Source organism: Schlesneria sphaerica (assembly GCF_044336245.1).
In the GTDB taxonomy this organism is placed as follows: Bacteria; Planctomycetota; Planctomycetia; order Planctomycetales; family Planctomycetaceae; genus Schlesneria; species Schlesneria sphaerica.
The window spans coordinates 277525-300994 of the sequence record NZ_CP172346.1; the positions used below are offsets into that span (position 1 = coordinate 277525).

At 56.2% G+C, this 23470-nt stretch carries 18 protein-coding genes; 12 read left to right on the top strand and 6 right to left on the bottom strand.

Annotation, left to right across the window (positions count from 1 at the left end):
* Positions 1-108: 108 nt before the first annotated feature.
* A complete protein-coding gene (locus tag ACGY09_RS00955) occupies positions 109-1227 on the bottom strand; it encodes a type IV pilus twitching motility protein PilT (RefSeq protein WP_397570133.1) in 1119 nt (372 codons plus the stop codon).
* A gap of 107 nt (positions 1228-1334) precedes the next feature.
* Positions 1335-2849 carry a SpoIIE family protein phosphatase gene (locus tag ACGY09_RS00960; protein ID WP_397570134.1) on the bottom strand — a complete coding sequence of 505 codons (1515 nt, stop codon included), beginning with the start codon at positions 2847-2849 and terminating at the stop codon, positions 1335-1337.
* 566 nt (positions 2850-3415) lie between these two features.
* On the opposite strand from ACGY09_RS00960, the gene ACGY09_RS00965 reads away from it, so the two are divergent.
* From ACGY09_RS00965 to fhcD, 5 genes are all read left to right on the top strand, one after another.
* A complete protein-coding gene (locus ACGY09_RS00965; RefSeq protein WP_373651937.1) occupies positions 3416-4945 on the top strand; it encodes a sialate O-acetylesterase in 1530 nt (509 codons plus the stop codon).
* A 183-nt stretch (positions 4946-5128) separates the two neighbouring features.
* Positions 5129-6766 carry a hypothetical protein gene (locus ACGY09_RS00970; protein WP_397570135.1) on the top strand — a complete coding sequence of 546 codons (1638 nt, stop codon included), beginning with the start codon at positions 5129-5131 and terminating at the stop codon, positions 6764-6766.
* Complete coding sequence (gene mtaB, locus ACGY09_RS00975) at positions 6723-8375, top strand: tRNA (N(6)-L-threonylcarbamoyladenosine(37)-C(2))-methylthiotransferase MtaB (protein ID WP_397570136.1); 1653 nt, start codon at positions 6723-6725, stop codon at positions 8373-8375. Before ACGY09_RS00970 ends, mtaB begins: the two co-directional genes overlap by 44 nt.
* On the top strand, positions 8335-8733 hold the full coding sequence (locus tag ACGY09_RS00980; protein WP_373651934.1) for an STAS domain-containing protein: 399 nt from the start codon (positions 8335-8337) through the stop codon (positions 8731-8733). Before mtaB ends, ACGY09_RS00980 begins: the two co-directional genes overlap by 41 nt.
* A gap of 87 nt (positions 8734-8820) precedes the next feature.
* Positions 8821-9747, top strand: a complete 927-nt coding sequence (fhcD, locus tag ACGY09_RS00985; RefSeq protein WP_373651933.1) for a formylmethanofuran--tetrahydromethanopterin N-formyltransferase — start codon at positions 8821-8823, stop codon at positions 9745-9747.
* A gap of 52 nt (positions 9748-9799) precedes the next feature.
* Here fhcD and ACGY09_RS00990 read toward each other — a convergent pair whose 3' ends face one another.
* From ACGY09_RS00990 to ACGY09_RS01005, 4 genes are all read right to left on the bottom strand, one after another.
* Complete coding sequence (locus ACGY09_RS00990) at positions 9800-11272, bottom strand: DUF1501 domain-containing protein (RefSeq protein WP_397570137.1); 1473 nt, start codon at positions 11270-11272, stop codon at positions 9800-9802.
* A gap of 12 nt (positions 11273-11284) precedes the next feature.
* Entirely contained in the window at positions 11285-13888 is a 2604-nt protein-coding gene (locus ACGY09_RS00995; protein ID WP_397570138.1) for a PSD1 and planctomycete cytochrome C domain-containing protein, read from the bottom strand.
* 254 nt (positions 13889-14142) lie between these two features.
* Positions 14143-15441 carry a hypothetical protein gene (locus ACGY09_RS01000; protein ID WP_397570139.1) on the bottom strand — a complete coding sequence of 433 codons (1299 nt, stop codon included), beginning with the start codon at positions 15439-15441 and terminating at the stop codon, positions 14143-14145.
* Between the two features lie 330 nt (positions 15442-15771).
* Positions 15772-17169 carry a hypothetical protein gene (locus tag ACGY09_RS01005; RefSeq protein ID WP_397570140.1) on the bottom strand — a complete coding sequence of 466 codons (1398 nt, stop codon included), beginning with the start codon at positions 17167-17169 and terminating at the stop codon, positions 15772-15774.
* A gap of 218 nt (positions 17170-17387) precedes the next feature.
* Here ACGY09_RS01005 and ACGY09_RS01010 point away from each other — a divergent pair, with 218 nt between their 5' ends.
* From ACGY09_RS01010 to ACGY09_RS01040, 7 genes are all read left to right on the top strand, one after another.
* Positions 17388-17870 (top strand): RrF2 family transcriptional regulator, encoded by a 483-nt coding sequence (locus tag ACGY09_RS01010; protein WP_397570141.1) that lies wholly within the window; start codon positions 17388-17390, stop codon positions 17868-17870.
* A gap of 24 nt (positions 17871-17894) precedes the next feature.
* Positions 17895-18518: a gamma carbonic anhydrase family protein gene (locus ACGY09_RS01015; RefSeq protein WP_397570142.1), complete on the top strand. Its 624-nt coding sequence runs from the start codon at positions 17895-17897 to the stop codon at positions 18516-18518.
* A 247-nt stretch (positions 18519-18765) separates the two neighbouring features.
* Positions 18766-19230, top strand: a complete 465-nt coding sequence (locus tag ACGY09_RS01020) for an Rrf2 family transcriptional regulator (RefSeq protein ID WP_373651926.1) — start codon at positions 18766-18768, stop codon at positions 19228-19230.
* A gap of 105 nt (positions 19231-19335) precedes the next feature.
* Positions 19336-20376 carry a sulfate ABC transporter substrate-binding protein gene (locus ACGY09_RS01025; protein WP_373651925.1) on the top strand — a complete coding sequence of 347 codons (1041 nt, stop codon included), beginning with the start codon at positions 19336-19338 and terminating at the stop codon, positions 20374-20376.
* Positions 20377-20502: 126 nt separating this feature from the next.
* The gene (gene cysT / locus ACGY09_RS01030; RefSeq protein ID WP_373651924.1) at positions 20503-21330 is read left to right on the top strand and encodes a sulfate ABC transporter permease subunit CysT; all 828 of its coding nucleotides are present in this window, start codon (positions 20503-20505) and stop codon (positions 21328-21330) included.
* Between the two features lie 88 nt (positions 21331-21418).
* Positions 21419-22333: a sulfate ABC transporter permease subunit CysW gene (cysW, locus tag ACGY09_RS01035; RefSeq protein ID WP_397570143.1), complete on the top strand. Its 915-nt coding sequence runs from the start codon at positions 21419-21421 to the stop codon at positions 22331-22333.
* Positions 22334-22400: 67 nt separating this feature from the next.
* Positions 22401-23468, top strand: coding sequence for a sulfate/molybdate ABC transporter ATP-binding protein (locus tag ACGY09_RS01040; RefSeq protein ID WP_373651922.1), 1068 nt, complete (start codon positions 22401-22403; stop codon positions 23466-23468).
* Positions 23469-23470 lie beyond the last annotated feature (2 nt).

Consider the following 23470-nt stretch of genomic DNA (forward strand, 5'->3'; position numbering starts at 1 on the left):
TGTCTTCACGGATTCGCATCCCTGCCAGTTACAACGCGCAATCGTTGCGCCAAACTCTGTTGACCGGGTGTATTACAGAACAAAGTGACAGGTACGTCCAGACAGGAATTACCGATAAAGCTGAATCGCTTCGCGAACGTTCATTTCGGCAACTTGCTGAGAAATTTTCCCCGCCTTGAAGAGCCGTCGAACCGATTCATCAAAACTGACCATTCCGTCATCGCGGGCAGTGGTGAGGTAATTGTCGATTGATTCAAATTTGCCCGTCCGGATCGCGCTGCCGATGGGAAACGTATTCCAGAGAACCTCGAGAGCCAGGTGCTGTTTCTGTCCCGGTCGCACATCGGGTAACAGTCGTTGAGCCACGACCGAGCGGAGACAGAGGGCGAGTTGAGAGCGAATGTCGCGTTGCGCGTCATCGGTGAAGAGGTCGGCGTATCGCGTAATGGCCCCCTTTGCGTCGCGTGAGTGCAAGGTGCTGAACACGAGGTGCCCTGTTTCCGCGGCGCTCAGTGCGATTTGAGCAGTGTCATGGTCACGAATCTCTCCCACGAGAATCACGTCGGGATCTTGACGCAGTCCGTTGCGTAGTCCGTCCGCGAACGTGGGAACATCGACTCCCACTTCCCGTTGAGACACCATCGAATTGGGCATCCTGGGAAATTCAAACTCGAGCGGCTCTTCAATGCTGATGATGCGGCTGCCCCCTGCCCTGTTGATCAAATTGACGATCATGGCGAGGGTGGTCGATTTTCCGGAACCGGTAGGCCCCGTCACAATCACCATTCCGTCCCGAATTCCTGCCAGTCGTTCGGCCAGTTCTTCAGGAAAGGCTGCCCATTCGAAGTCGGGAATCGTCCCGGGGATGATTCGGAAACATCCGCCGAGATTCCCCATCGTGTAAAACAGATTCGCCCGAACCCGGGTGCCGGCGAGATCACCACCCAGTGCAACGGAAAAATCCAAGCTGCGTTCGGTCTTCAGTTTTTCCTGAAAGTGTTCCGGACAGGCCTCGATCAGCAGAATGTTAAGCCGGTCGGGTTCGAGCGGCGATTCGTTCAATTGCGTTAATCGCCCATTCAGGCGGATGCTTGGAGGAAAACCTGCCACCAGATGGAGGTCTGAGGCTTCCGCTTGCGCGGCCTGGGCCAGCCATTCGGTAAGAACCGGCGGGAAATCCGATTGCAGATCTTGCATGAGTCGATCGCCATCGTGTGTGGGTTTCATGACGGGACGCCCCTCATGGATGTGCTGCGCAGAAACCGGGAATCAAACACCAACGTAGGGCACGGCAAATCGGTCGCCGAGCCTAGCTCGGTGTAGCCGCGTCGCCATCATTCTACAAGCTTGATGGCGACGGCCGTCACGTCGTCGCGGCTGGGCTGGGACTGTCGGAACTCGTCACATGCTGACATCAGGGCATGGAGGATCTGTGAAGCCGACTCGGCCTGATGTTGACGAAGGACTTGAATGATCCTTGCCTGTCCAAATAGTTTACGATCTGGTGACGTGGATTCTGCCAGCCCATCGGTTGCGATGAGCAGCAGATCACCAGTCTGCAGCGTGACAGACTGACCACAGCCAAATACTGCGGTCTTCTGCATCCCCAGAATGGTGCCAGTACTTTTCAACGGACAGAGATCACCATTTGCGCGGAGCAGCACTGCTTCATGTCCGGCGGCGGCATAACTCAGTGTCCGGTCCCGCGTATTGAGCGACGCAAGGAACAGCGTTACGAACATGTCGTCGGGCAGGTCTTCGCTCAGGATGCGGTTGAGTTGATTGAGGCACTCATGCGGCGCGGACTCCCGTTGCGTGAGCGTTCGCAGTACCGCGCGGGTGGCAACCATCTCAACAGCGGGCCCCAGACCATGACCGCTGACGTCCCCCACAGCAATCCCGAGGCAGTCATTCCCCCAGGGAATAAAGTCGAAGTAGTCACCGCACGCCTTAGAACAGGGCTGGCAGAACGACGCAAAGTCGAATCCCGCTATTTGTGGGACCTGCTTCGGATACAGCGATACTTGAATACGCAGGGCCGTCTGCACCTCTTGCTCGATCTCGCGCTGCTTTAACCGTGCCGTCGCATCCTGAAACGCGAGTACGGCGCCCACCGTCACCCCGTTATGGCAGACCGGTGAGACTGTATACTCCACTGGGAGCAGTGTTCCATCACGGCGGCGAAAAGTTGCCCCGGAGACTTTGATGGCCGTGTTTCCATTCAGCACAGCTTTCACGGGATATGGTTCGGAGTCAGACTGGTACAGCCCATTCGGCTTCGGCGGCACCACGATCTGCGAATGACAGCGCCCTTCCAGTTCGGCGCTGGAGACTTCCAGCATTCGCTCGGCCGCGTGGTTGAGGAAGGCGATCCGCCCGGCTGAGTCGAGTCCACAGATCCCGTCCGCGACCGAATCCAGAATCAGATTCTGCTGGTATTCGAGCGAGGCGATTTCGTGTTCGGCTCGAACTTTTTCCGTGATATCAGTCGAGATTCCTCCGACGGCATAGAGGGCGCCGTCGCGGTGGCGAAGAGGGAATTTGACCGAGACGTAACGGTGTGGCCCGTCATCGTGAGGAGCGACCTCTTCACAGCGAAGAGTCATTCCAGACTCCTTCACGATCCGATCGTTTTCCTGAAATGCCTCCGCCATCTCGAGTGGGAACACATCGAAGTCCGTTTTGCCCAGGATCGATGCCCGATCGATATGAAACAGCTCTTCAAACTTGCGGTTGACCAGCAGATACCGGTAGTTGAGGTCCTTGGCGTATACAACCGTCGACGTGTTGTCCAGAAGTTCGTACGCCAGTGAAGCGAACTCGCTGTCAATGGAACCAGTCGCGTCCATCGTTCGACCTTCTTCACGCCGTCTTTATCCTGATCCATCAGAAAAGTGGCGGCACCCCTTCAGTAGGAATAGGAATACGCTGCTTTCTAACTGATTAAATTGATTGGCAGCAGGGAATTGCGCACTGAGAATAGACTAACCACCCCAGCCCGTTTCGGGTAGCCGAATCGCTGAATCGCGAACGTTCTCACTTGCGTGAGAACGTTCACGGCGGGGGCTGTGGTCAGTATTCAGAAGTTCACATGTGCTGACTGTGTCTTGTCGCACAGCAATTTCGAGCGACTTCCAGCGAACCGCCGGTTACCAATGACGGGACAGCCGCGCGAGCAGAAGTGCGACCTCGGCCTTTCGCAATGTGGGGGCTGAGCCCCCGAAATCAACGGAAGTGTCTGACAAACGTTTCTGCGCAGGGGACGGACCTGCAAATTGCCCCCGTTCGGTTGTTTTCGCATCCACGAAGCGTTACGTGTGTTCTCCTCGCACCGGTGAGGTTGGCGCCAGCTCTGGAGTGTGAGCACTCATCTCTGACGGAACAAAACAAAGGAAGAGCGAACATGAGGAATGGAATGGCATCTCGATGGGCATCAGGGGCAAGACAATTCTTGGCGATGGGACTTGCGGTCTCTGCGCTGACGACCCAGATTCGAGCAGATGTAAAGCTGCCGAACGTTTTCAGCGATCACATGGTGTTGCAGCAGGGACAGAAGAACAAGGTCTGGGGACGCGCCGATGCGGGCGAGTCCGTCACGGTTTCCATCAACGGACAAAGTCAGACTACGACGGCGGCTGCAGATGGATCATGGCAAGTGATGCTTGATCCGATTCCCGTCGGCGGTCCCTACGGGATGCTGGTGAAAGGGAAAACAGAAGTCAAAATTTCCGACATTCTGGTCGGAGAAGTCTGGGTCTGCTCCGGGCAATCCAATATGCAGTGGTCGGTGAATCTCGCCAACGATCCTGACCTGGAGCGTCTGGCGGCCAATTTTCCCAAAATTCGAATGATTAACTTTCCGCAAGTGGGAACTCAGGAAGCGCTCTGGAGCCACGACGACCGTAAGTGGTTAGTGACGACACCAGAAAATGTCGGGGGTTTCTCCGCAGTCGGTTACTTCTTCGCCCGACAGATTTACCAGACGCTGGGTGTCCCCGTTGGGATGATCAACAACGCCTGGGGTGGATCGGCGTGTGAAGCCTGGGTTAAACGCGATCTTCTCGCTGCCGACGAAAAGTACTCGGCTCTGCTTGAGAGATGGGGACAAATCGAATCCCGGCACAACGAACTTGTCGCCAAAGGGGACAGCCTTTCGGACGCAGAGAAAAAAGAGCTGACGGCGCTCAAAGGTCAGCTGGCCGGGAACCACCGTCCTGCCAACATCTACAATGGTGTGCTGAAGTCACATCTCGGCTACGGCATTAAAGGAGCGATCTGGTACCAGGGTGAATCCAACGCGAGTCGCGCGTATCAGTATCGCGATCTGTTCCCACTTATGATCCAAAGCTGGCGCGACGAGTGGGGTCAGGGCGACTTCTCTTTCTATTGGGTCCAACTCGCGGACTTCATGAATGAACAGCCACAGCCAACCGATAGCGCATGGGCAGAACTTCGCGAAGCTCAGACCATGACGATGTCTCGTCTGCCAAAGACGGGCGAAGCGGTCATTATTGATATCGGCGAAGGGAAAGACATCCATCCGAAAAACAAGGTTGACGTCGGCCGTCGACTGGCCCGGTGGGCACTTGCAAAAGACTACGGAGTGGCCGTTCCCTACCACAGTCCTCAATACAAATCGATGACTGCCAAGGACAACAAGATTGTCCTGACGTTCGACTATGTCGACAGCGGATGGCGTCCCTTCGACGTTAAGGAACTGCGTGGATTCGCGATTGCTGGTGAAGACAAGAAATTCCATTGGGCAACAGCGACAATTCTGCCAGACAACACGATTGAAGTGTCGAGCGATCAGGTCGCCGAACCCGTGGCCGTTCGTTACGGCTGGGCTGACAATCCCATCGTGAATGTCTTCAGCGGTGCCGGACTGCCTCTGACCCCCTTCCGGACCGATGACTGGCCCGGAGTGACGGCGAACAACAAATAGTTTCATTCCGCAACAGTTGACTCCGAGCGGGCAGGGTCGACGAATTCGCCGATCCTGCCAACTCTAACCCACGAAGACTGTTGCAGAAGGCGTGGCAAATCGCCATAGTTCAAGCAGATTAGGGCGGGCCTCAGCGGAGCTTGCCCGCCCATTTAATTTCTCCTAATCGACCAGCAAGTACTCATGGCAAATCCTGCACAGCGCGGTTCCACTCCTGATGATGACTCCTGGGGCAAAATTGCCTCAGATCTGTTCGGGATCCAATTCAACGACGACGACGATTTTGAACTTCCCGATGACGAAGCACCCGTAGCCGAGTCGCATTCGGCGGCTGCTGTGACGGGAAGTTCCTTATCCAGCTCGGCGGCTGAAATGGAAACAGTGGCCGAGGCAGGGTTTGACGAAGTCGAAGAGACAGCTCAGGAAGTTGTCGAGACCGATAAGAAATCAACCGTTCCTGGCAATGAGGATCATGACGAGTTCTGGGATATCCTCGAATCCTGGAACTGGGACGAGTCCGAAAAAACTCCTCCCGCTCGTCGGACTGACGAATCTCAGGGACGCCGTAGTCGGCAGGAATCGGGTTCCTCCGAACCTCGTCGGGGTCAGCGGGACGAACCAGCGCGCCGGGAATCGGCCCCTCGTCGGGAAGAACCAGCTCGCCGGTCAGAAACGCCGCGACGGGCAGCCGAGCCAACTCGTGCCGAATCCCCCCGGCCGGAAGTCGCTCGGGGTGAGGAAGCACCACGCCGGGAAGAACGCCGACGAGAACAACCAGAACGGCCACGTCGCCGCAATCTCGAAGCCGTCGAGGAAACGATTGCTGACGACGACAATGATCTGCCAAAGGTACGCGAAGAATCGCGCCGAGAACGTCCCCCACGTACGGAACAGCCACCAAAGCCAAGGCGTGCTGCTCCAGCGGATCGTCCCGCAGCCGAACGAGCGGTTCCAGAACGACCTGCTGCGGCCAAACGCCCCCAGGCGGAACGCCGACCGCAGCGCCCCGCCGAGAACGTTAAGACACGAGAGACTGCGTCTGAATATGTGGGGAACGACTTCGGTTCCGGAGTGGAAGACGCCGTCGAAACTCCTCGTCCAAAGCAAGCCCGACCAGTCCGTAAACGTGAAGACAAGGTCGCCCCGCCGCCAGCTCGAAGACCGGTCGCCACTCGACGCCCTGAACCGGAAGACGATTTCGAAGGTGACCTCTTCCTGTCAGATTCGGACGACGAATTCATCGATGAAGCCGTCACCAGTGAGCCGGAAGAATCTGTATTCGATTCCGATGACGGGGAAAGTGGACCACCACGCCGACGCCGTCGACGCCGACGACGACGTGGTCGATCTGCATCGGATCTGGCCAGCGTCCCCGCTGATCTCGAAGCAGACGATTCGTGTGACGCCGATGAACCCGCTGCGTATGACGATGCTGACGAAGAACTCACCGAGGTCGAGGCCACGGATGAAGTTCAAGAGCCGGAAGAGGAAGAGCGAGAAGTGCGTCGACCTCGCCGCCGCCGCCGTCGTCGCGGCCGACGCTCAGACATCCCCGCCGCTTCTGAATTGGAATCGGAAGACCTCGAAGAAGAAGTGTCGGAAGAATTCAGCGACGAAGAACATGGGGACGAGATTCAAAGTGTCGATCGCGATTCGGAGTCCGAAGATGCTGATGAAGAAGTCGTTCTTCCGGTCAGCTATGAAGGAATTCCTACCTGGGAAGAAGCGATTTCCTACCTTGTAATCGTCCCGCCAACCGAATCACGAGGATCTTATCGTGGTCGGCACGACAGTCGACGGGACGACTCGCGACGCCGCTAAGAAGTCTTTCGTCGTCGGAAACCAATCTTGGGCCACCTGTCGCTATGCGGCAGGTGGCCTGACTCGCGAATATACGATTGTTGCACAGCGAATTCGCCTTAAACGAATTCCTCGAGAGTCAGTTTCGTTTGGGATGCAGCGCTGCCCATGGGCTTGTTGCTGCGGGGGCTTCTCCCGGGGATACACGCTTCTGGCACACGACAAACCAATCGAAGCGATCCCCCTTTTGTCGAATATTTCCGCTGCTTTCTCTGGAGGTGGCGCTCCCGAAGCGGGCGAGGATAACATGGCCGAAAAACTTTGTCGGATGGTGACGCTCGGCTGCAAAGTCAACCAATACGAAACGCAACTCGTACTCGAAGCACTCGAGAAGAACGGATTCCGGGAAGCTCGGGAGAACGAAACCGCAGATCTGTGCGTTGTAAACACGTGTACCGTCACTTCCAACGCCGATTCCCGTTCACGACAGGTGATTCGGCAGTTGGCAAAGCATAATCCGGGGACACGGACGCTGGTCATGGGTTGCTACGCGACCCGAGATCCCCAGGCCATTTCAAGACTCCCCTCGGTCTTCGAAGTTGTGACTGACAAACGGGAATTACCAGACGTGCTGGAACGGCACGGGATCGTCGACATTCCCACGGGGATCAGCCGTTTTGAAGGCCGTCGTCGGGCCTACGTCAAAGTTCAGGACGGCTGCATCCTGCGTTGCACCTACTGCATTATTCCTCAGGTTCGTCCCGGTCTGCGGAGCAGATCCGCGGCGGATATCGAAGCGGAAGTGCGTCGGTTGATCGACAATGGCTATCAGGAAATCATCATTACGGGTGTGCATGTCGGGCACTACGGTGTCGACACTTCGCGGGCGCGTCTGGGCCAGTCCCGTTTCCGTCTTCCCGAACTTCTGCGGCAACTGGACAAGATTCCGGGTTCATGGCGGATGCGGTTATCCAGCATCGAAGCGGCGGAAGTCGACGACGAGCTGATATCCGCTTTTGCCGACAGTGAACATCTCTGCCCACAGTTTCATCCCGCGCTGCAGAGCGGATCCAACACGGTTTTGAAGCGGATGCGCCGCCGTTACTCGGTCGAAAGTTTTCTCGACAAGATCCAGCGAATGCGTGACCTGCTGGACCGTCCCGCATTTGCGACGGACGTCATCGTTGGATTCCCGGGCGAGACCGAGGAGGAATTTGAGGAGACGATGGAAACGTGCCGTCAGGCCGAGTTCATGAAAATTCATCTCTTCCCATTCAGTCCGCGGAAAGGCACGCCCGCAGCGGAATATGGTGAGCAAGTCCACGGAACTATCCGAAATGAACGGATGGCTCGTCTGGAACAACTGGAGCGGGACCTGGCTCAACGCTATTATCAATCGCTGCTGGGGCGGTCGTTGGAAGTCATGGTCGAAAGTGAATCCAGTCGCCCCGGCTGGGTCTGCGGTACGGAACGAAGCTACGCCCCGGTGGAAATGCCGGGAACTCGAGATGATATCGGTCGCATGTGCATCGGCCGTGCTGTTCGGGCAACGCGTCATTTTGTCGAAGCTGAACGGGAGAGTCCCCCGCATGACACTGCAAGACTTCAATGCGACGTACTTCACGATTGAAGACAGGGCGCCGGTTGTCGTCCTGACCGTCGTACGGCCCAGTCTTACAGAAGAAGACAACATCGAACAATTCGGTTTCGAATTGACGAAACTGGTTGAGATATCTGGGCGCAACTGGATAACGCTGGACCTGAGCCAGGTGAAAATCATGACGAGTTCGGCGATTGGAAAATTGATCGCCCTGCATCGGAATCTGCATCGCCGAGGAGGACGATTGGCACTGTGCGGGCTGAATGATTTCCTTCGCCAGGTGTTTCGCACGTCAAATCTGAGTGAATACTTTCACATCAAGCTGACAGTCGATGAGTCGGTCGAGTCACTGAAGGAGCGGATTTCCCTCACTGAGACAACCTCATGAGGGGAGGCCAATCGTTCTGAGATCTGCAACTGTGACGATCGACGCCTGTAATCTTGATATCCACCGATGTGACTCACGGACCTGGAAATGCCTCCCGAACAATCCGAGTCTCTCAGCAGCTTACGAATCAATGATGTCGAAGTTGTCGATACATTTGCGGAAGCGTTCCCCATTAAAGCAACGCGGCTCGTGCTGACTGCGATCAGTGAACGCTGGGCCCTGACTGCCGCCACTGAATTGTGCGGCAACGCAACCAGTGTCATCGCCTGTGATGTCGAAGCGGCTGTGGAACAAACGATCCCGTCGGGCGAGACGCCAGATGGGCGGCCCGGGGTTTCTGTGCTGGTCTTTGCATTTTCGATCGACGCCCTGGCCAAGTCACTGCAAAGCCGTGTCGGACAGTGTGTGCTGACCTGCCCGACCACGGCTTGTTTCAACGGAATCGAAAATTGTCCCAGGGAAAAACAAATTCGGATCGGCGGCGCCATTCGTTACTTTGGTGACGGCTTTCAAAAGTCGAAGAAACCGGATCACCGACGGTTCTGGAGAATCCCGGTCATGGATGGGGAATTTCTCTGTGAAGACTACTTCGGCACGATCACGGGGGTCGCCGGGGGCAATCTGTTGATCTGCGGCACAAATCAAATCTCAGCCCTAGTCGCGACGGAAGCGGCGGCGGATGCCATTCGAAAAGTCCCCGATGTCGCGCTCCCCTTTCCCGGAGGGATCGTACGTTCAGGAAGCAAAGTGGGTTCGCGATATCCGAAACTCAAGGCGAGTACGAACGATGCCTACTGCCCTACGCTTCGCTCACTGACTCCATCCGAACTGCCGGCTGATTGCCAGGCCGTCTACGAAGTCGTGATCGACGGATTAAACTTTGATGCAGTGAACCAGGCGATGCGCCAGGGTCTTCACGCAGCTGCGGGCATGCCGGGTGTCCTGAGAATCACTGCAGGAAACTACGGCGGAAAACTAGGCAAACACCACTTCCACCTGCGCGATCTGCTCTGAACTCACTTGTTTCCGTATCTCGGGGAACAGAAACCGGCTCGTCAGCAGGGGGTCAAGCAAGGATTCCCTCCACAATCTCACCATGAACGTCAGTCAACCGGTATTGCCGGCCCTGATAGCGATATGTGAGACGGGTGTGATCGACACCACACAGTTTCAAAATTGTGGCCTGCATGTCATGAACATGCACCGGATCGGACGTGATGTTCCAGCCAAATTCATCGGTCGCGCCGTGAACGTGACCGGGCTTGATTCCTCCTCCGGCAAGCCACCAGCTATAGGCGCGACCGAAATGGTCGCGTCCCTTGGGACTGGCTGGGTCTCCCTGACCGAACGGCGTTCGCCCGAACTCACCTCCCCAGACGACGAGCGTATCGTCAAGCATGCCCCGTTCCTTCAAGTCAAGAACGAGAGCGGCCGAGGGGCCTTCGGTATCGAGGCACTGCGTTTCCAGATGAGTAAACAGATTGCTGTGCTGGTCCCACCCCGCGTGCATCAACTGCACAAAACTGACACCCCGTTCCAGCAGGCGTCGGGTGATCAGGCAGTTGTTGGCGAACGTCCCCTTGATCAGCGCATCGGGGCCATATCGATCGATCGTTGCTTTCGTTTCGTTAGAGAAGTCGACCAGATCCGGAACGCTGGTCTGCATGCGGAACGCCATTTCGTACTGCGAAATCCGCGTTTCAATCTCAGGATCGCCGTAGTCCTCGAGATGAGCGGCGTTCATGTCGACGATTTCATCCAGCAATGCGCGACGTGCCTGGGAACTGACGCCAGGTGGATTTGTCAGGTAAGGGACGAGATCACCCGTGTTCCGGAATCGCACCCCTTGATAACGACTGGGCAGGAATCCGCTTCCCCAGTAGTAGTCGAAGAATAACTGTCCACAGGTCTTCGCGCGGTCACTGGACGTCATCACGACGAATGTCGGCAGGTTATCCGTCACACTCCCCAATCCGTACGAGAGCCACGCTCCCATACTTGGTCGCCCCGGAACCTGAGCCCCCGTCATGAAGAAGGTTACTCCCGGCGCGTGATTGACCGCTTCCGTATGCATGCTGCGAACAAGACAGATGTCGTCTGCGATGCCTCCCACACTGGGCAGCATCTCACTCATGACGGTTCCCGCCTGACCGTAGGCGCGGTGAGGCTTGATGGCAGGGACACAGGGCCACTTCCCGTAGCCGCTCGACATGGTCGACAGACGCGTTGTCCCTCGAACACTATCCGGAATATCCTTGCCGGCCATCTCTCTCAGCATCGGCTTATCGTCAAACAAGTCGACGTGGGACGGCCCCCCACCCTGCCAGAGGACCACCACCCTCTTTGCTTTCGGAGGGAAATGTGGCAGATCGGGTAATCCTCTCAATCCGGCCTGCAGCCTCCCTTCAGCGTCAGAAGCCTCGGCCGGTTTTTCGCCCATCAGTCGCGCCAGCGCAGCGAGGCCAATTCCGCTGGTACTGGAACCGAGGAACTGACGACGATGAAACTTCAACATCTGGTTTTGTAGCAGGTCAAACATTCCGGCTCTCTTCTATTCTCGTGTGAGCGCTTCGTCAAAATTCAGGATTCCCAGACAGACGGCGGTGAGTGCCGCGTGCTCGGAAACGTTGAGCGATTCATCACGGGGGGCAGCGCCAACCTTCAGCAGCGTCTTGGCGTGATCCACTTCATTCTGATAAATCGCGAACTGACGGTCGTAAGCTCGATGCAGACGGGCGAGGTCAGACGCCGTGGGAGTCCTGCAAAGGACGCGTTCAAAGGCGTAAGACAGTTGCTGACTTCGATCGGGGGCGTGGTGCAGACAGTTTTCTGCCAGCATGCGTGCCGCTTCGACCCACGTGGGATCGTTCAGCGTGGTCAGGGCATGTAAAGGAGAACTGGTCGGTATCGAACGCACTCGACAAGTCTGCCGGTTCGAAGTGTCAAACATATTGGACGGATTGACCGTCCGCCGCCAGAACGTGTAGATGCTGCGCCGGTACAGGTCTGCTCCCTGAGAGGCAGGATAAGTGAAATCCCGTTCCTTGGTGATCGCCAGAGCTTCCCACACCGCATCGGGCTGATACGGGTAAACGGGGCGTCCGCCGATACGAGGATCCAGAAGTCCCGAAGAGGCAAGTGCCCAGTCTCGCAGTATCAATGACGGCATTCGCATCCGCGAGGCGCGAGCATACAGCCGATTTTCGATGTCTCGCGCCTTCAGCTCGGGGGTCAGCTTACTGGACTGTCGGTACGTCGCACTCATGACAATCAGTTTGTGCATGGACTTCATGCTCCATCCCCGCTGGCGAAACTCATCCGCCAGCCAGTCGAGCAGTTCGCCATGAATCGGGAATTCGCTTTGAACGCCGAAATCTTCGGACGTCTTCACGATGCCTGTACCGAAAAAGTGCTGCCACATTCGATTGACTTGAACACGAGCGGTCAGCGGATGTTCGGGGATAAAAAGCCATTGAGCAAAACCAAGCCGGTTCCGTGGCGCATCAGCGGGCAGTGGTGGCAGGAACGCAGGTGTTGCGAACAAGACTTTCTCGGTCGGAGAAAGATACTCGCCGCGATCCAGTATTTTCGTTTCACGCGGCGCGGCGTCGCTCATCACCATGACCCGTGGCAACTGGTCGGCGCGATAGTCGGCAAGCTGGCGGTTGAGACCGTCAAGTTTGGCCAGAGCCGGAATCTTCGACACCAGAGTCGAACGGACTTTCTCGTCGAAGTATTTCCGCAGCGATGGTTCGAGTGACTTCTTTTCCTCATCGGTTCGCTCGCCGTCGGGCTTTCGCAAGATTGCGGCAACAGGCTCAGGCAGCCCGTTCCCTTCGGCCGGTTTTCCATCGGCAAAGAGTCCGGTCTTCCAGCCTTCAAACGCCGAATCTGCAGCCAGCTTTGCGTCGACACCTGAGGCCGCAATCTGCGTCTCCAGCTCGGCAAATCTCGCTTTATTTTCGTCTGTGGGAAGTTCGATAAACGGAGCTGCGACGCGGATACGGGACGAAAAGTACTGCGGTGTTCCACTCTCTGGTACGCGGTTGAAAGCGTCGAGCAGACTGTAGTAGTCACGCTGGGTGATCGGATCATATTTGTGGTCGTGGCACTGGACACATGCCATCGTCAGCCCCAGCCAGTTCGTCGATGTCGTGTCCATGCGGTCGAAGAGATTTACGAAACGCTGTTCTTCCGGAATCGCCCCCCCTTCACCGTTCAGAAGATGATTGCGATTAAATCCGCTGGCGATTTTCTGATCGTTCGAGGCATCTGGCAGCAGGTCACCCGCCAACTGCCAGATTGTGAACTGGTCAAACGGAAGATCGTTGTTCAACGCTTTGACGACCCAGTCGCGCCAGATCCACTGCCACGTGTCGCCATCCTGCTGGAAACCGTTACTGTCGGCATAGCGAGCCGCGTCGAGCCAGCTCAGTGCCATGCGTTCGCCGTAGTGAGGGCTGTTGAGCAGCCGATCGACCAGCGCCTCGTAGGCCCCCTCACTGTTGTCCTTCATGAAGGATTCGACTTCTTCAGGTCGGGGAGGAAGCCCGGTTAAGTCGACCGAAAGTCGCTTGATCAAGGTCGCTCGATCCGCTTCCGTTGAAGGTGGGAGCCCTTCCGCTTCAAGCTTGGCGAGTACAAAGCGATCAATGGGCGTACGAACCCACCCGCTGAGTTTTACTTCTGGCTCGGCCGGACGGACAGGTGCCGTGAACGCCCAGTGCGTTCGATATTTTGCCCCGTCGGTGATCCATTTTGCGAGCAGTGTTTTCTGCTCAGCACTCAGTCGGCGGTTTGAATTGGAAGGGGGCATCAACTGTTCGGGGTCGTCTGCATGGATTCGCTGAACGAGGGTACTCGCCGCAGCATCGCCCGGGACGATTGCTCCAGCAGCCACTGCGGCATCGCGCAAATCCAGTCGCAGATCGCCCTGGCGTTTGTTTCCATCCTGACCATGACAATAGAAGCAGTTCTCGGCCAGGATGGGTCTGATATCACGATTGAAGTCCAACTCTCCAGGGTCTGCACCTGCACTGTTATTGCTGCAGATGAACAGTCCAATCAGAGTCAGCCCCAGGGAGACGTTGGATATCAATTGCGACGGTGAGAATGTCAGCGGTGTCCCTGCGGGAAGCTTTGTCAATTTCGCCATCAGTTTCGCTTCGATCAAGATTTCGTCACGTAGATACTGACTCGATCAATCCGCCAATTCCCAATTTCGAACATCACGACGGGCGGTGTTCCGGGCACGAGGAATACATCAGACGGAAGTAATGTGAATATCGTCGTGTTTATTACACCAAAGTCAACTTCATGGGACGTCGGCTGGGGTGAATGAAGCTGCGACTTCGTGCGACAACATTGCCGCGGTTCGAGCGGCTTTCTGTGAGCCAAACGAAGTTTGACCTATTCAGTCTCCTTCGGGACAGGGATTTTCCGCAGGTCAATGTCAACGGGAACGTTGATGATGAGTGTCGGTGCCTCGTACACGAAGCGATACTGGTCTCGTGGGTCGGCGAGCGCAGTCCAGTAGTAAGTCACCCCAACTGCTCCGTCGGACTGCTGGGTCGTCTCAAAGCTGGTGAAGCTGGTTCGTACGCCCTCCCGGGTTTCGAGATAGACCGCATTATGGAAAATCCAGGTTCGATGAGACTCAAACGCCGGTCCTCCCGAGTCATACGTGACCGCGATATCGATCTCTGCATTCACCCCTGCGGGTGGCGTTGAATCGAACTCCACATCTTTCAGTCGAACCGAAACGCCACCTCTGCGGCGAACAGTCCCCTTCACCATTGATGTCCGGTCAAAGACGATTCGCTCGGTTGAGGCGGCGATCTGACAGTGAATGCGTCCCTGCAGCGCCAGTTCGCTCACGGACAGTGGCTCTCGCAGGGAATAGTCCCATTGGACGGGGATCTGTCTTCCCCCATCACCGGCAGGATGTTCGTACCGTGCATCCGGATTCCAGGCGGCGAGTAAACGATCCGTGTCTGCGGTTGCGACAACGTCTGCAGCGGCCATCGCGAGGAACAGGGGGCGCAGGCGAGGTTCGATCGAAAGTTGACCGCGCACGCGGATCAATTGCTGTCCTTGTTCACCAACGATGGGACGCCGCTCGACCGTCTCGATGGCAAGTCGGAATGGTCCCGTTCGTTGAAGACCGGACGGGCGAGTGGATTCTGCTTCGGGAAGTTCGACGATAATGGCAGCGTCCTCTTCAGCGAATCGCCAGCGAACCTGCTCCCATTCGCAAAGCTGATCGAGAGCTTCCCAGAACGACACCTGGTTCCACACTACCTTGCGGTTCTGGCGTTGGACCGCCGCAGCTGATTTATGGAGCGTGAGCCTATTCCCTGTCTGCATTTGAATCTGCTGAAGGAGTTGTTCGAGAGAAAAATCTCCTTCGAGAGTCACTCGCGCCGCGCGAGACGACTCGCGTGCAGCGCGCCTCTCAAGTTGTAACCGAATCCGCCGGATTGATTCGCGGGCCGAAACACTTTCGATCAATTCCGGTATTGGTAGCTGTTGCAGAACCTGCGGCCCCAGATCCAGGATCTGACGTTCTGCCTGCGATCGTTCAGAGAGTGTCGGTGCATCGAGTCGACCAAGCAACTCATCGACCGTCGCTTTCGTCGTCGGGCGTTCCTGCGCACCCGCAGTACCGACGATCAGAATGAAGGTGGCATAACAGAGGATGCCTGCCATTACTCCGGCGCAGGCTCGAAGAGACGGTCGACGGCCAGACGTTTGAGTCCAAAGCGTGGCCAGATGAGTTTCTGCCGTGAAACAGCACCGTTTGTTACTCAGCATTGATTCCCCATCACTACGAGTTGCCTCAATCTCGCAACGTGAACGACGGCCTCAGAAAGCATAGCATGTCAGATGCCGAGACAGTTCCCCGGGGAACTTGCTTCCCGCGTCAGAATCGTGATAGCGGTCCGGCGATTCCTGGGCGAGATTATCAGTTTTTGTCCTGAAGCGGCATCGTCATCAGGGAGAGACTGGCACGGAAAGGCCGTCAAAGCAGTGGGGAATTCAGTCGATTTTCTGCTCTGGCGCGCCAACGCTCGATGCGGTATCGGCCGCCGATTGCGAGGGATACCAGTAGGGGGGGAGATCCTTTTTCGTGGATCGAAGTATTTCCAGGATGGAGCTGCGATCAGTATCGGAAAGATGCTTATAGTCTTTTTGCGGTCCGGTCGCCGTGAGTATGTCCCACAGCTTCCGATAGACAACTTCCTTTACCTCCCCAGGAAGGGAATCAAAAGATTTGGAGTACACCAGATAACTGCAGGGATACTTGAACAGACGACGTTCCAGATCGAAATCGCGTAAAGATCGACCTTGTTCATCCCGGGGACCCCACTGCGTGAATTCATCAGCATAGCTACTGGTGCCGGTCAATCTGCCATGGAGCGGAGCTTCGTCGCAGAACAGCAGATACTTCACCAATCTGTCTGCAGTATTGCGAATGCGGGTGGTCGTGCTTTCCCAGCGATGCTCGGGTGGTTCGTTCAGCGCTTTATTCATTCCGGCTTCTGTATGGAGGGCTTGCCGGGTTTCAAAGTTCGCCTTCGTGATCAGATTGTGAGCTTCCACCTGATGCTCGAGTACCATCAGAGCCACCAGATCACTGTGGGGTGTCAGGTAACTGGAGTGTTTGAAGCGACGATCGAGGCTGGTCACATTCTGGCCAGCACTGTTATCGACGGGCTCTTTCTGTTTTGTCCCCGTCATGACCAGATTGCCCAGATGCTTCTGATCCCCGTGAGTCCCCGTCACGTACCAGCCTCCCCAGCGTTTTTCGAGGGGACTGGAATGATCGATGCGATGAGTTCCCATCGAGAAAATCGGGAATCCACTCTGGTCGACGTAAACCGACCGAACCAGATGACCGGGCACACCCTTCGTGTTGTTGGAACTGTGGCAAGTCAGGCAGTGGTCATTCTGACGGACCAGCGTCGCTTTCTCAGCCTTCTGATCCAGCGTGTAGAAGACCCCGCCTAAGTTTGGATCCGCGACGGACAGTTCGAGGACATCGCCATCCTGGCAGTAACCGACATAGACATCGTCATTAAAGTAAAGTGCGCGAGGTGAACGAGGGGTAATCCGATTGCGCTGCAGACTCGTCTTGGAAAAGACCAGCGTCTGGGACGAGACGGGAACTTCGAGTGCCTGCAGGAGTGAGTTCAAGTAGCCCGTATTGGCCTCGTAACTCAGCGAGACCGCCCCCTCTTCTAGTGCAGACTGCAGACGACTAATGGGATTCTCGGGAGTCGCCGTGTCATAATTGATGGGCTCTCGTTCGTAATCTTCTCCGCACAACGCGCTAAACGGCGAACCGAGACCCAACAGAATGAGAGTGAGGATGCCACTCCAGAGACTCGATCTCCGAATCTTAGTGTGGACGGCGCGATCGATAGATGGACTCATGCTGGTGTCTTCCTGTAAAGAAGAAAACCCGGTGTCGACCGCAATAAGTCATTTCACAATGGAATGCTCATCACGTCCGAACGCAGAAATTCCACGGCTGAACATTGACCGTCAGGTCTTGTTCCTCCGATACTGGATCTCGGCGTCGCTTTCCAATCACTGTACGACCTTAGAAACTGGACGTCAATGTCCATTTTAGTGACAATGGGAATGCAGGCATGTTTTCTCAGACAGTAGAATATGCTCTACGAGCCGTCGTCTATCTGGCCGACCACGCCCCGAACGCCCGCACCACCGACCAGATCGCGCTCGCCACGCAGGTTCCGAAACCGTATCTGTCCAAAGTCTTACAGAACCTGGGACGGAATCAGATTGTCCGCAGTCAACGGGGAACCGGTGGAGGTGTAACGCTCGTCAAAACTCCTCAAGAGCTCACGATTCTGGAAGTCGTGAATGCGGTGGAGCCGATTGAGCGCATTCATACTTGCCCTCTCAACATCAAGTCCCACGGCAAGCAATTATGTCCACTGCACCATCGCATGGACGAAGCGCTGGGGATGGTTGAGAAATCGTTTGCCCAAACCACTCTGGCCGAGATGCTGGCAGAACCGACAGGTAGCCACCCCCTGTGTGAAGCGGTGCCGACCGTTCTAAGCGAGTGTCCCATTTCCGCCATTGCCGAGCTGAAACGGCAAATTTAGATAACTTTGAGCCTGGATTTACTCTTGAATCGCAATTCTTCAGATGAAATGGTCCCCGAGACGGCCAACTGGCCTTCAGCCCCACCAGAACTCCCCCCTGTTCCATCGGTGGCTTACCCGGACGTCCTCTGGGACTGGTCGGCGCTGCACGCCGTTCCGCAAATTGATCCGACAGCGTTTGTGGCTGATGGAGCCGTTGTTGTGGGGCGTGTCCGTTTGAAAGCAAGAAGCTCAGTCTGGTTCGGCTGCATCCTTCGGGGTGATCAGCAGTGGATTGAGGTGGGGGAAGAGTCGAACATCCAGGACGGATCGATTCTGCACATCGAAGCCGATACCCCCTGCATCATCGGGAACCGCGTGACGCTGGGACATCGGGCGATCGTACATGCCTCCACCGTCGGGGACGGTGCCCTGATTGGTATTGGTGCGACCGTTCTCAGCCGCTGTGTGATCGGTGAGGGGGCTCTCATCGCCGCCGGAGCCGTCGTGCTTGAAGGGACGGTCGTTCCGCCTCATACCCTGTGGGCAGGATGCCCGGCTCGCCAGATCAAAGAATTAACACCGGAGCAGCGGCAGAGGCTGGCCACTACCTTCCAGCACTACGTCAATAACTCCGCGGGGTATCGCGCACGACGCGATGCACAGTAGCGCGTGCGGCACCCCTTGAACGGGGCGGCAAATTGTTCGACTCCAACAGGTTACGGCAGTCGGCACAAGATGACATCAGCCAGTTTTCGCTCCTCGTCCATCCCTTCTCACGGGCAGTGGGCAAAACGCTCAATCGTGCGTTTTGAAGGAGGAGTTTTGACGGTCAATTTGACAAGCTCGTCATGACCCGAATAATATCAGTCACATAGTCGTATTTAACCTTCAAGACGGAGAGGCGGCAAAGTCGATGAAAGTGTCGCGAAAGTCGGATTACGCGCTCCGTGCGCTCATGACGCTTGTTGGAAGATATGGGCAGGGGCCAGTTTCCATCAGAGAACTCGCTGAAAAGAATGACGTACCGCGCCGCTTCCTGGAACATATCATGCTCGAACTCAAGACCAAGGGCTGGGTGAAAAGCATCCCCGGTCGGATTGGTGGGTTCGAACTTGCGAAACGCCCGGAAGAGATCACGATGGGTCAGATCGTCCGTTTCTTCGACGGACTGATCGCACCGATCGGATGTGTTTCTGCTACAGCCTACGAGCCCTGCAGTCAGGAAGCGACTTGTCGCTTCCGGCGTATCATGCTCGACATCCGCAATTATTCCTCTCGTCGAATGGACGAGGCCAATCTGGCAGCTGTTTACGGCACCGCACCGGTCACAAAGTCAGAGGTTTTCAGCTCGGCATTTATCGGTGGCGACGGCATCTGATCGCAAGATTTCGACGCGGTGCCCGGCTTTGATCTCGCACCGTCCACAAATCGGCTGCTCATATTGTCGATAATTTCAGTGATATTTAGTTTGGGGTCTATTTTCATGCGTCGCGCAATTGGCACTTTTATCCGGGCTCTTGTCCTGACCGCTCCCCTTCTGTTTCTGGCAGTGGGTTGCACCGGAGATCACACAGGTTCGGGAGGAAGCTCGGGCGGCGCCGTGAAATTGCTCAACGTCTCGTACGACCCGACGCGTGAACTGTGGAAAGAACTCAATCAGGCCTTCATTCCCGTCTACGAAAAGGAATCGGGCCAGACAATTACGATCGACCAGTCCCACGGCTCTTCCGGCAGTCAGGCACGTTCGATCATCGATGGTCTCGAAGCCGACGTCGCGACCCTGTCGATCTGGACCGATACCGACGCTCTTCGAAAGAATGGGCTGCTCAAGGACAATTGGGAGAACACCTTCGAGAACCGCTCTCTCCCCTACACATCGACAGTGGTATTCGTGGTCCGCAAAGGGAACCCGAAGGGGATCAAGGACTGGAGTGACCTCGTAAAGCCAGGCATTGCTGTCATCACACCGAACCCGAAAACCTCCGGGAATGGCCGCCTCAGCCTGCTGGGCGCATGGGGAAGCGTGGTTCTTAATGGTGGTACAGAAGAGCAAGCGACTGAGTTTATCAAGAAGCTCTACTTGAACGCTCCCAACCTGGATACCGGTGCCCGTGGTGCCACGATGACCTTCGCTCAGAAGGGGATCGGCGATGTGCATATCACGATGGAAAGTGAAGCCTATCTGGAAGTGAAAGAATCCAAGGGCGAACTGGAACTGGTCTATCCCCCTGTCAGCATCCTCCACGAACCCCATGTGGCCGTTGTTGACAAGAACGTCGAGACGAAAGGAACCCGCGCCGCTGCGGAAGCGTACCTCAAGTTCCTGTACACAAAAGAGGGACAGGAGATCATTGCCAAGCACTACTATCGCCCGACGGATCCTGAGATCGCTCAGAAAGTCGCGGAACAATTTCAGCCGATCAAGCTGTTCCTGATCACCGATCTGGTACCGAGTTGGGAAGAAGCTCAGGCGAAGTTCTTTGCCGACGGGGGCATCTTCGACAAAATTTACTCGAAACAGTAGGCGACAATTCCGGTTTTCAGCCTTGGCGCGATCCCAGTTGACGAGATGCGGATATGTCACGAAACTGCGCAACTCTATTTTATCCGCCGTAGCTGTATGAGTTTCTGATCTGAGGTCGACATTTTCATGGCATCACATCGCATTCTGCCGGGGTTTCGTCTGAGTCTCAGCCTTGCGATATCCTACCTGTGCCTACTGGTCGTGATTCCGTTAGCTGCACTGATTGCCAAAGCGAGTTCTCTCACTTTTGAGCAGTTTCTCGCCGCCGCCTGGACCCCACGAGCCCAGGCAGCCTATTTTGTCACCTTCAGCACCTCGGCCATTGCCGCAGTCACCGACACGATTCTGGGACTGCTCCTGGCCTGGGTGCTGGTTCGTTATGAGTTTCCGTTCAAACGCTTATTCGACTCACTGGTCGATCTCCCGTTCGCTCTTCCGACTGCGGTTGCCGGGCTCGTCTACTCAAGCTTGTACGTCCCCAAAGGCTGGATCGGGCAGTTCCTGGTTCCCATGGGAATTGAACTGGCTTATTCCACCTCTGCCATCGTGCTGGTGCTGACTTTCATTGGGCTTCCCTTCGTAGTACGGACGGTCCAGCCCGTACTGGAAAGTATGGACGCGGATATCGAAGAGGCTGCGGCGTGTCTAGGTGCCACCCGTTGGCAGACGTTTACCCGGGTGATCCTGCCAGCCCTCTATCCGGCTCTCACAACAGGATTCGCACTGACTTTCGCTCGAGCCATCGGAGAATACGGCTCAGTCGTGTTCGTCTCGAGTAATACCCCGCTGAAGACAGAAATCGCCCCGGTACTGATCGTTCAGAAGCTGGACGAATTCAAGTGGGCCGAGGCAACGGCGGTCGCGGTGGTGCTTCTGATTGCGTCATTCATCATGCTTATCATCATTAACGCCCTGGAACGCAGGACAAGTGCCGCCAACTCGTCGGCGAATTGACCTGACATGATGCCCTGATCGACCGTCAGTCGATCGCCTCAGTTCCCGGCTCGGTCTTCTGTCCTTCCTCCCCGCAAAGACGATCACAATGCACGCGGTTCCGAAACACCTTCCCCCAACGAATGCCAATTCGATACTTCGGGGCCGTTCGGCACAAGAAGATCCGTGGTGGGTTCGCTGGGGCCTGATCTCACTTTCCGTGCTCGTGCTGTTTGTGCTGGTGATTCTGCCCATCAGTAACGTCTTCTATCACGCCTTCTCGAGCGGTATCGGGACGTATTTCAAAAATCTGACCGATCGCGAGACCATGCATGCGATCAAGCTGACACTTTTCGTCGTCCCGATCGCGGTGCTGGCCAATGTCATTTTTGGTGTGGCGGCGGCCTGGGTCATTACGCGGTTTCGATTTCCTGGTCGCACGCTGCTCACAACCATCATTGATCTTCCCTTCGCCATTTCGCCCGTCGTGGTGGGCCTGATGTTCGTCATGTTGTTTGCCAACCATGGCGTTTTCGGAGGCTGGTTACAGGCGAATGGTTTGAAAATTCTGTTTAACTGGCCGGGAATTGCACTGGCGACCACCTTCGTGACGCTGCCCTTCGTCGCGCGGGAACTCATTCCTGTCATGGAAGCCATCGGCCCTGACGAAGAGGTTGCCGCCATCAGCCTGGGAGCGAACGGCTGGCAGATGTTCTGGCGAGTCAGTCTGCCCAATATGAAGTGGGGGCTGCTGTACGGGATTATCCTCTGTAACGCCCGCGCAATGGGTGAATACGGGGCCGTCTACGTTGTTTCCGGACGGATCATCAATAAAACCGAAACGTTGCCCATCCGTGTCAACACCCTCTTCGAAGGGGGATCATCCGAGACTTACGCGGCTTCTTTTGCTGCGGCATCTCTGTTAACTCTGCTTGCACTTGTCACCTTGTTCATCAAAATCGCGTTGGAACGGAAGACGCAAACTGATCTGCGTGAAGCAGCCAAGATTCATCAGATCGAGTAGTCGGGTTCGCAGAAACCGCCTCCGCAATAAAACTCTTCTCGTACTTCCTCTTCCACCGGATTGTCTCATGAGCATCGTCGTCAAGAACCTAATCAAGAAATTCGGGAATTTCACCGCACTCGACGACGTCAGTCTGGAAGCGCCCAGTGGTGAGTTGCTCGCGTTGTTAGGTCCGTCTGGATCGGGTAAGACGACACTGCTTCGCATCATTGCGGGTCTGGAGACAGCCGACAGTGGCACAGTCCTGTATCAGGATGAAGACGTCACTCAGCAATCGCCCAAAGACCGGCAGGTCGGATTCGTATTTCAGCACTACGCCCTGTTCCGCCATATGACGGTGTTTGAGAACGTCGCTTTCGGGATGCGGGTTCGCCATCGGCCAAACTCGGAAATCGAAAAGCGGGTCCACGAACTTTTGCACCTCGTTCGTCTGGAAGGCCTCAACTCACGCTACCCTTCACAACTGTCGGGAGGTCAGCGGCAACGTGTCGCCCTCGCTCGTGCTCTGGCGGTGCAGCCCAGAATTTTGTTGCTCGACGAACCGTTCGGCGCACTCGATGCCAAGGTCCGACAGGAACTTCGCCAATGGCTCAGACAACTCCATGACGAAATTCATCTGACGACGGTTTTCGTCACGCACGACCAGGAAGAAGCGTTCGAAGTGGCTGACCGCGTCGTCGTTATGAAGTCCGGACACATCGAGCAAGCAGGGACGCCTCAGCAGGTCTTCGATCATCCCGCGACGCCGTTTGTGATGGACTTTCTCGGCAACGTGAACGTGTTCCACGGCCGTGTCGAGAACGGCATGGCCATGCTGGGTGCACTTAACATCGAGTATCCCGAGTACCCGCATGCCGAATCCCGAATCGCGACGGCTTACGTCCGTCCTCACGAACTCGATATCTCCCACGCCCCCTGCGGGACCTCGAGTCTGGAAGTCCGGGTCATGCAGGTGAATCCGGCCGGTTCGGTCGCCAAAGTGCGTGTCTTCTCGGAACAGTTCGGTCTGGCGTTGAATGTTGACCTGAATCTCGAGAGGTATGCCGAATTACGACTGAATCCCGGTGACCGGGTGTATGTTGCCGCTCGAAGGGTTCGTGTCTTCATGCCACCGGCGCCGGATTACTCGATCTGACA

Coding starts and splice junctions, on each gene's coding strand:
- ACGY09_RS00955 (WP_397570133.1), bottom strand. CDS start 1,227: ATGAAACCCACACACGATGGCGATCGACTCATGCAAGATCTGCAATCG.
- ACGY09_RS00960 (WP_397570134.1), bottom strand. CDS start 2,849: ATGGACGCGACTGGTTCCATTGACAGCGAGTTCGCTTCACTGGCGTAC.
- ACGY09_RS00965 (WP_373651937.1), top strand. CDS start 3,416: ATGGCATCTCGATGGGCATCAGGGGCAAGACAATTCTTGGCGATGGGA.
- ACGY09_RS00970 (WP_397570135.1), top strand. CDS start 5,129: ATGGCAAATCCTGCACAGCGCGGTTCCACTCCTGATGATGACTCCTGG.
- ACGY09_RS00980 (WP_373651934.1), top strand. CDS start 8,335: ATGACACTGCAAGACTTCAATGCGACGTACTTCACGATTGAAGACAGG.
- fhcD (WP_373651933.1), top strand. CDS start 8,821: ATGCCTCCCGAACAATCCGAGTCTCTCAGCAGCTTACGAATCAATGAT.
- ACGY09_RS00990 (WP_397570137.1), bottom strand. CDS start 11,272: ATGTTTGACCTGCTACAAAACCAGATGTTGAAGTTTCATCGTCGTCAG.
- ACGY09_RS00995 (WP_397570138.1), bottom strand. CDS start 13,888: ATGGCGAAATTGACAAAGCTTCCCGCAGGGACACCGCTGACATTCTCA.
- ACGY09_RS01000 (WP_397570139.1), bottom strand. CDS start 15,441: ATGGCAGGCATCCTCTGTTATGCCACCTTCATTCTGATCGTCGGTACT.
- ACGY09_RS01005 (WP_397570140.1), bottom strand. CDS start 17,169: ATGAGTCCATCTATCGATCGCGCCGTCCACACTAAGATTCGGAGATCG.
- ACGY09_RS01010 (WP_397570141.1), top strand. CDS start 17,388: ATGTTTTCTCAGACAGTAGAATATGCTCTACGAGCCGTCGTCTATCTG.
- ACGY09_RS01020 (WP_373651926.1), top strand. CDS start 18,766: ATGAAAGTGTCGCGAAAGTCGGATTACGCGCTCCGTGCGCTCATGACG.
- ACGY09_RS01025 (WP_373651925.1), top strand. CDS start 19,336: ATGCGTCGCGCAATTGGCACTTTTATCCGGGCTCTTGTCCTGACCGCT.
- cysT (WP_373651924.1), top strand. CDS start 20,503: ATGGCATCACATCGCATTCTGCCGGGGTTTCGTCTGAGTCTCAGCCTT.
- cysW (WP_397570143.1), top strand. CDS start 21,419: ATGCACGCGGTTCCGAAACACCTTCCCCCAACGAATGCCAATTCGATA.
- ACGY09_RS01040 (WP_373651922.1), top strand. CDS start 22,401: ATGAGCATCGTCGTCAAGAACCTAATCAAGAAATTCGGGAATTTCACC.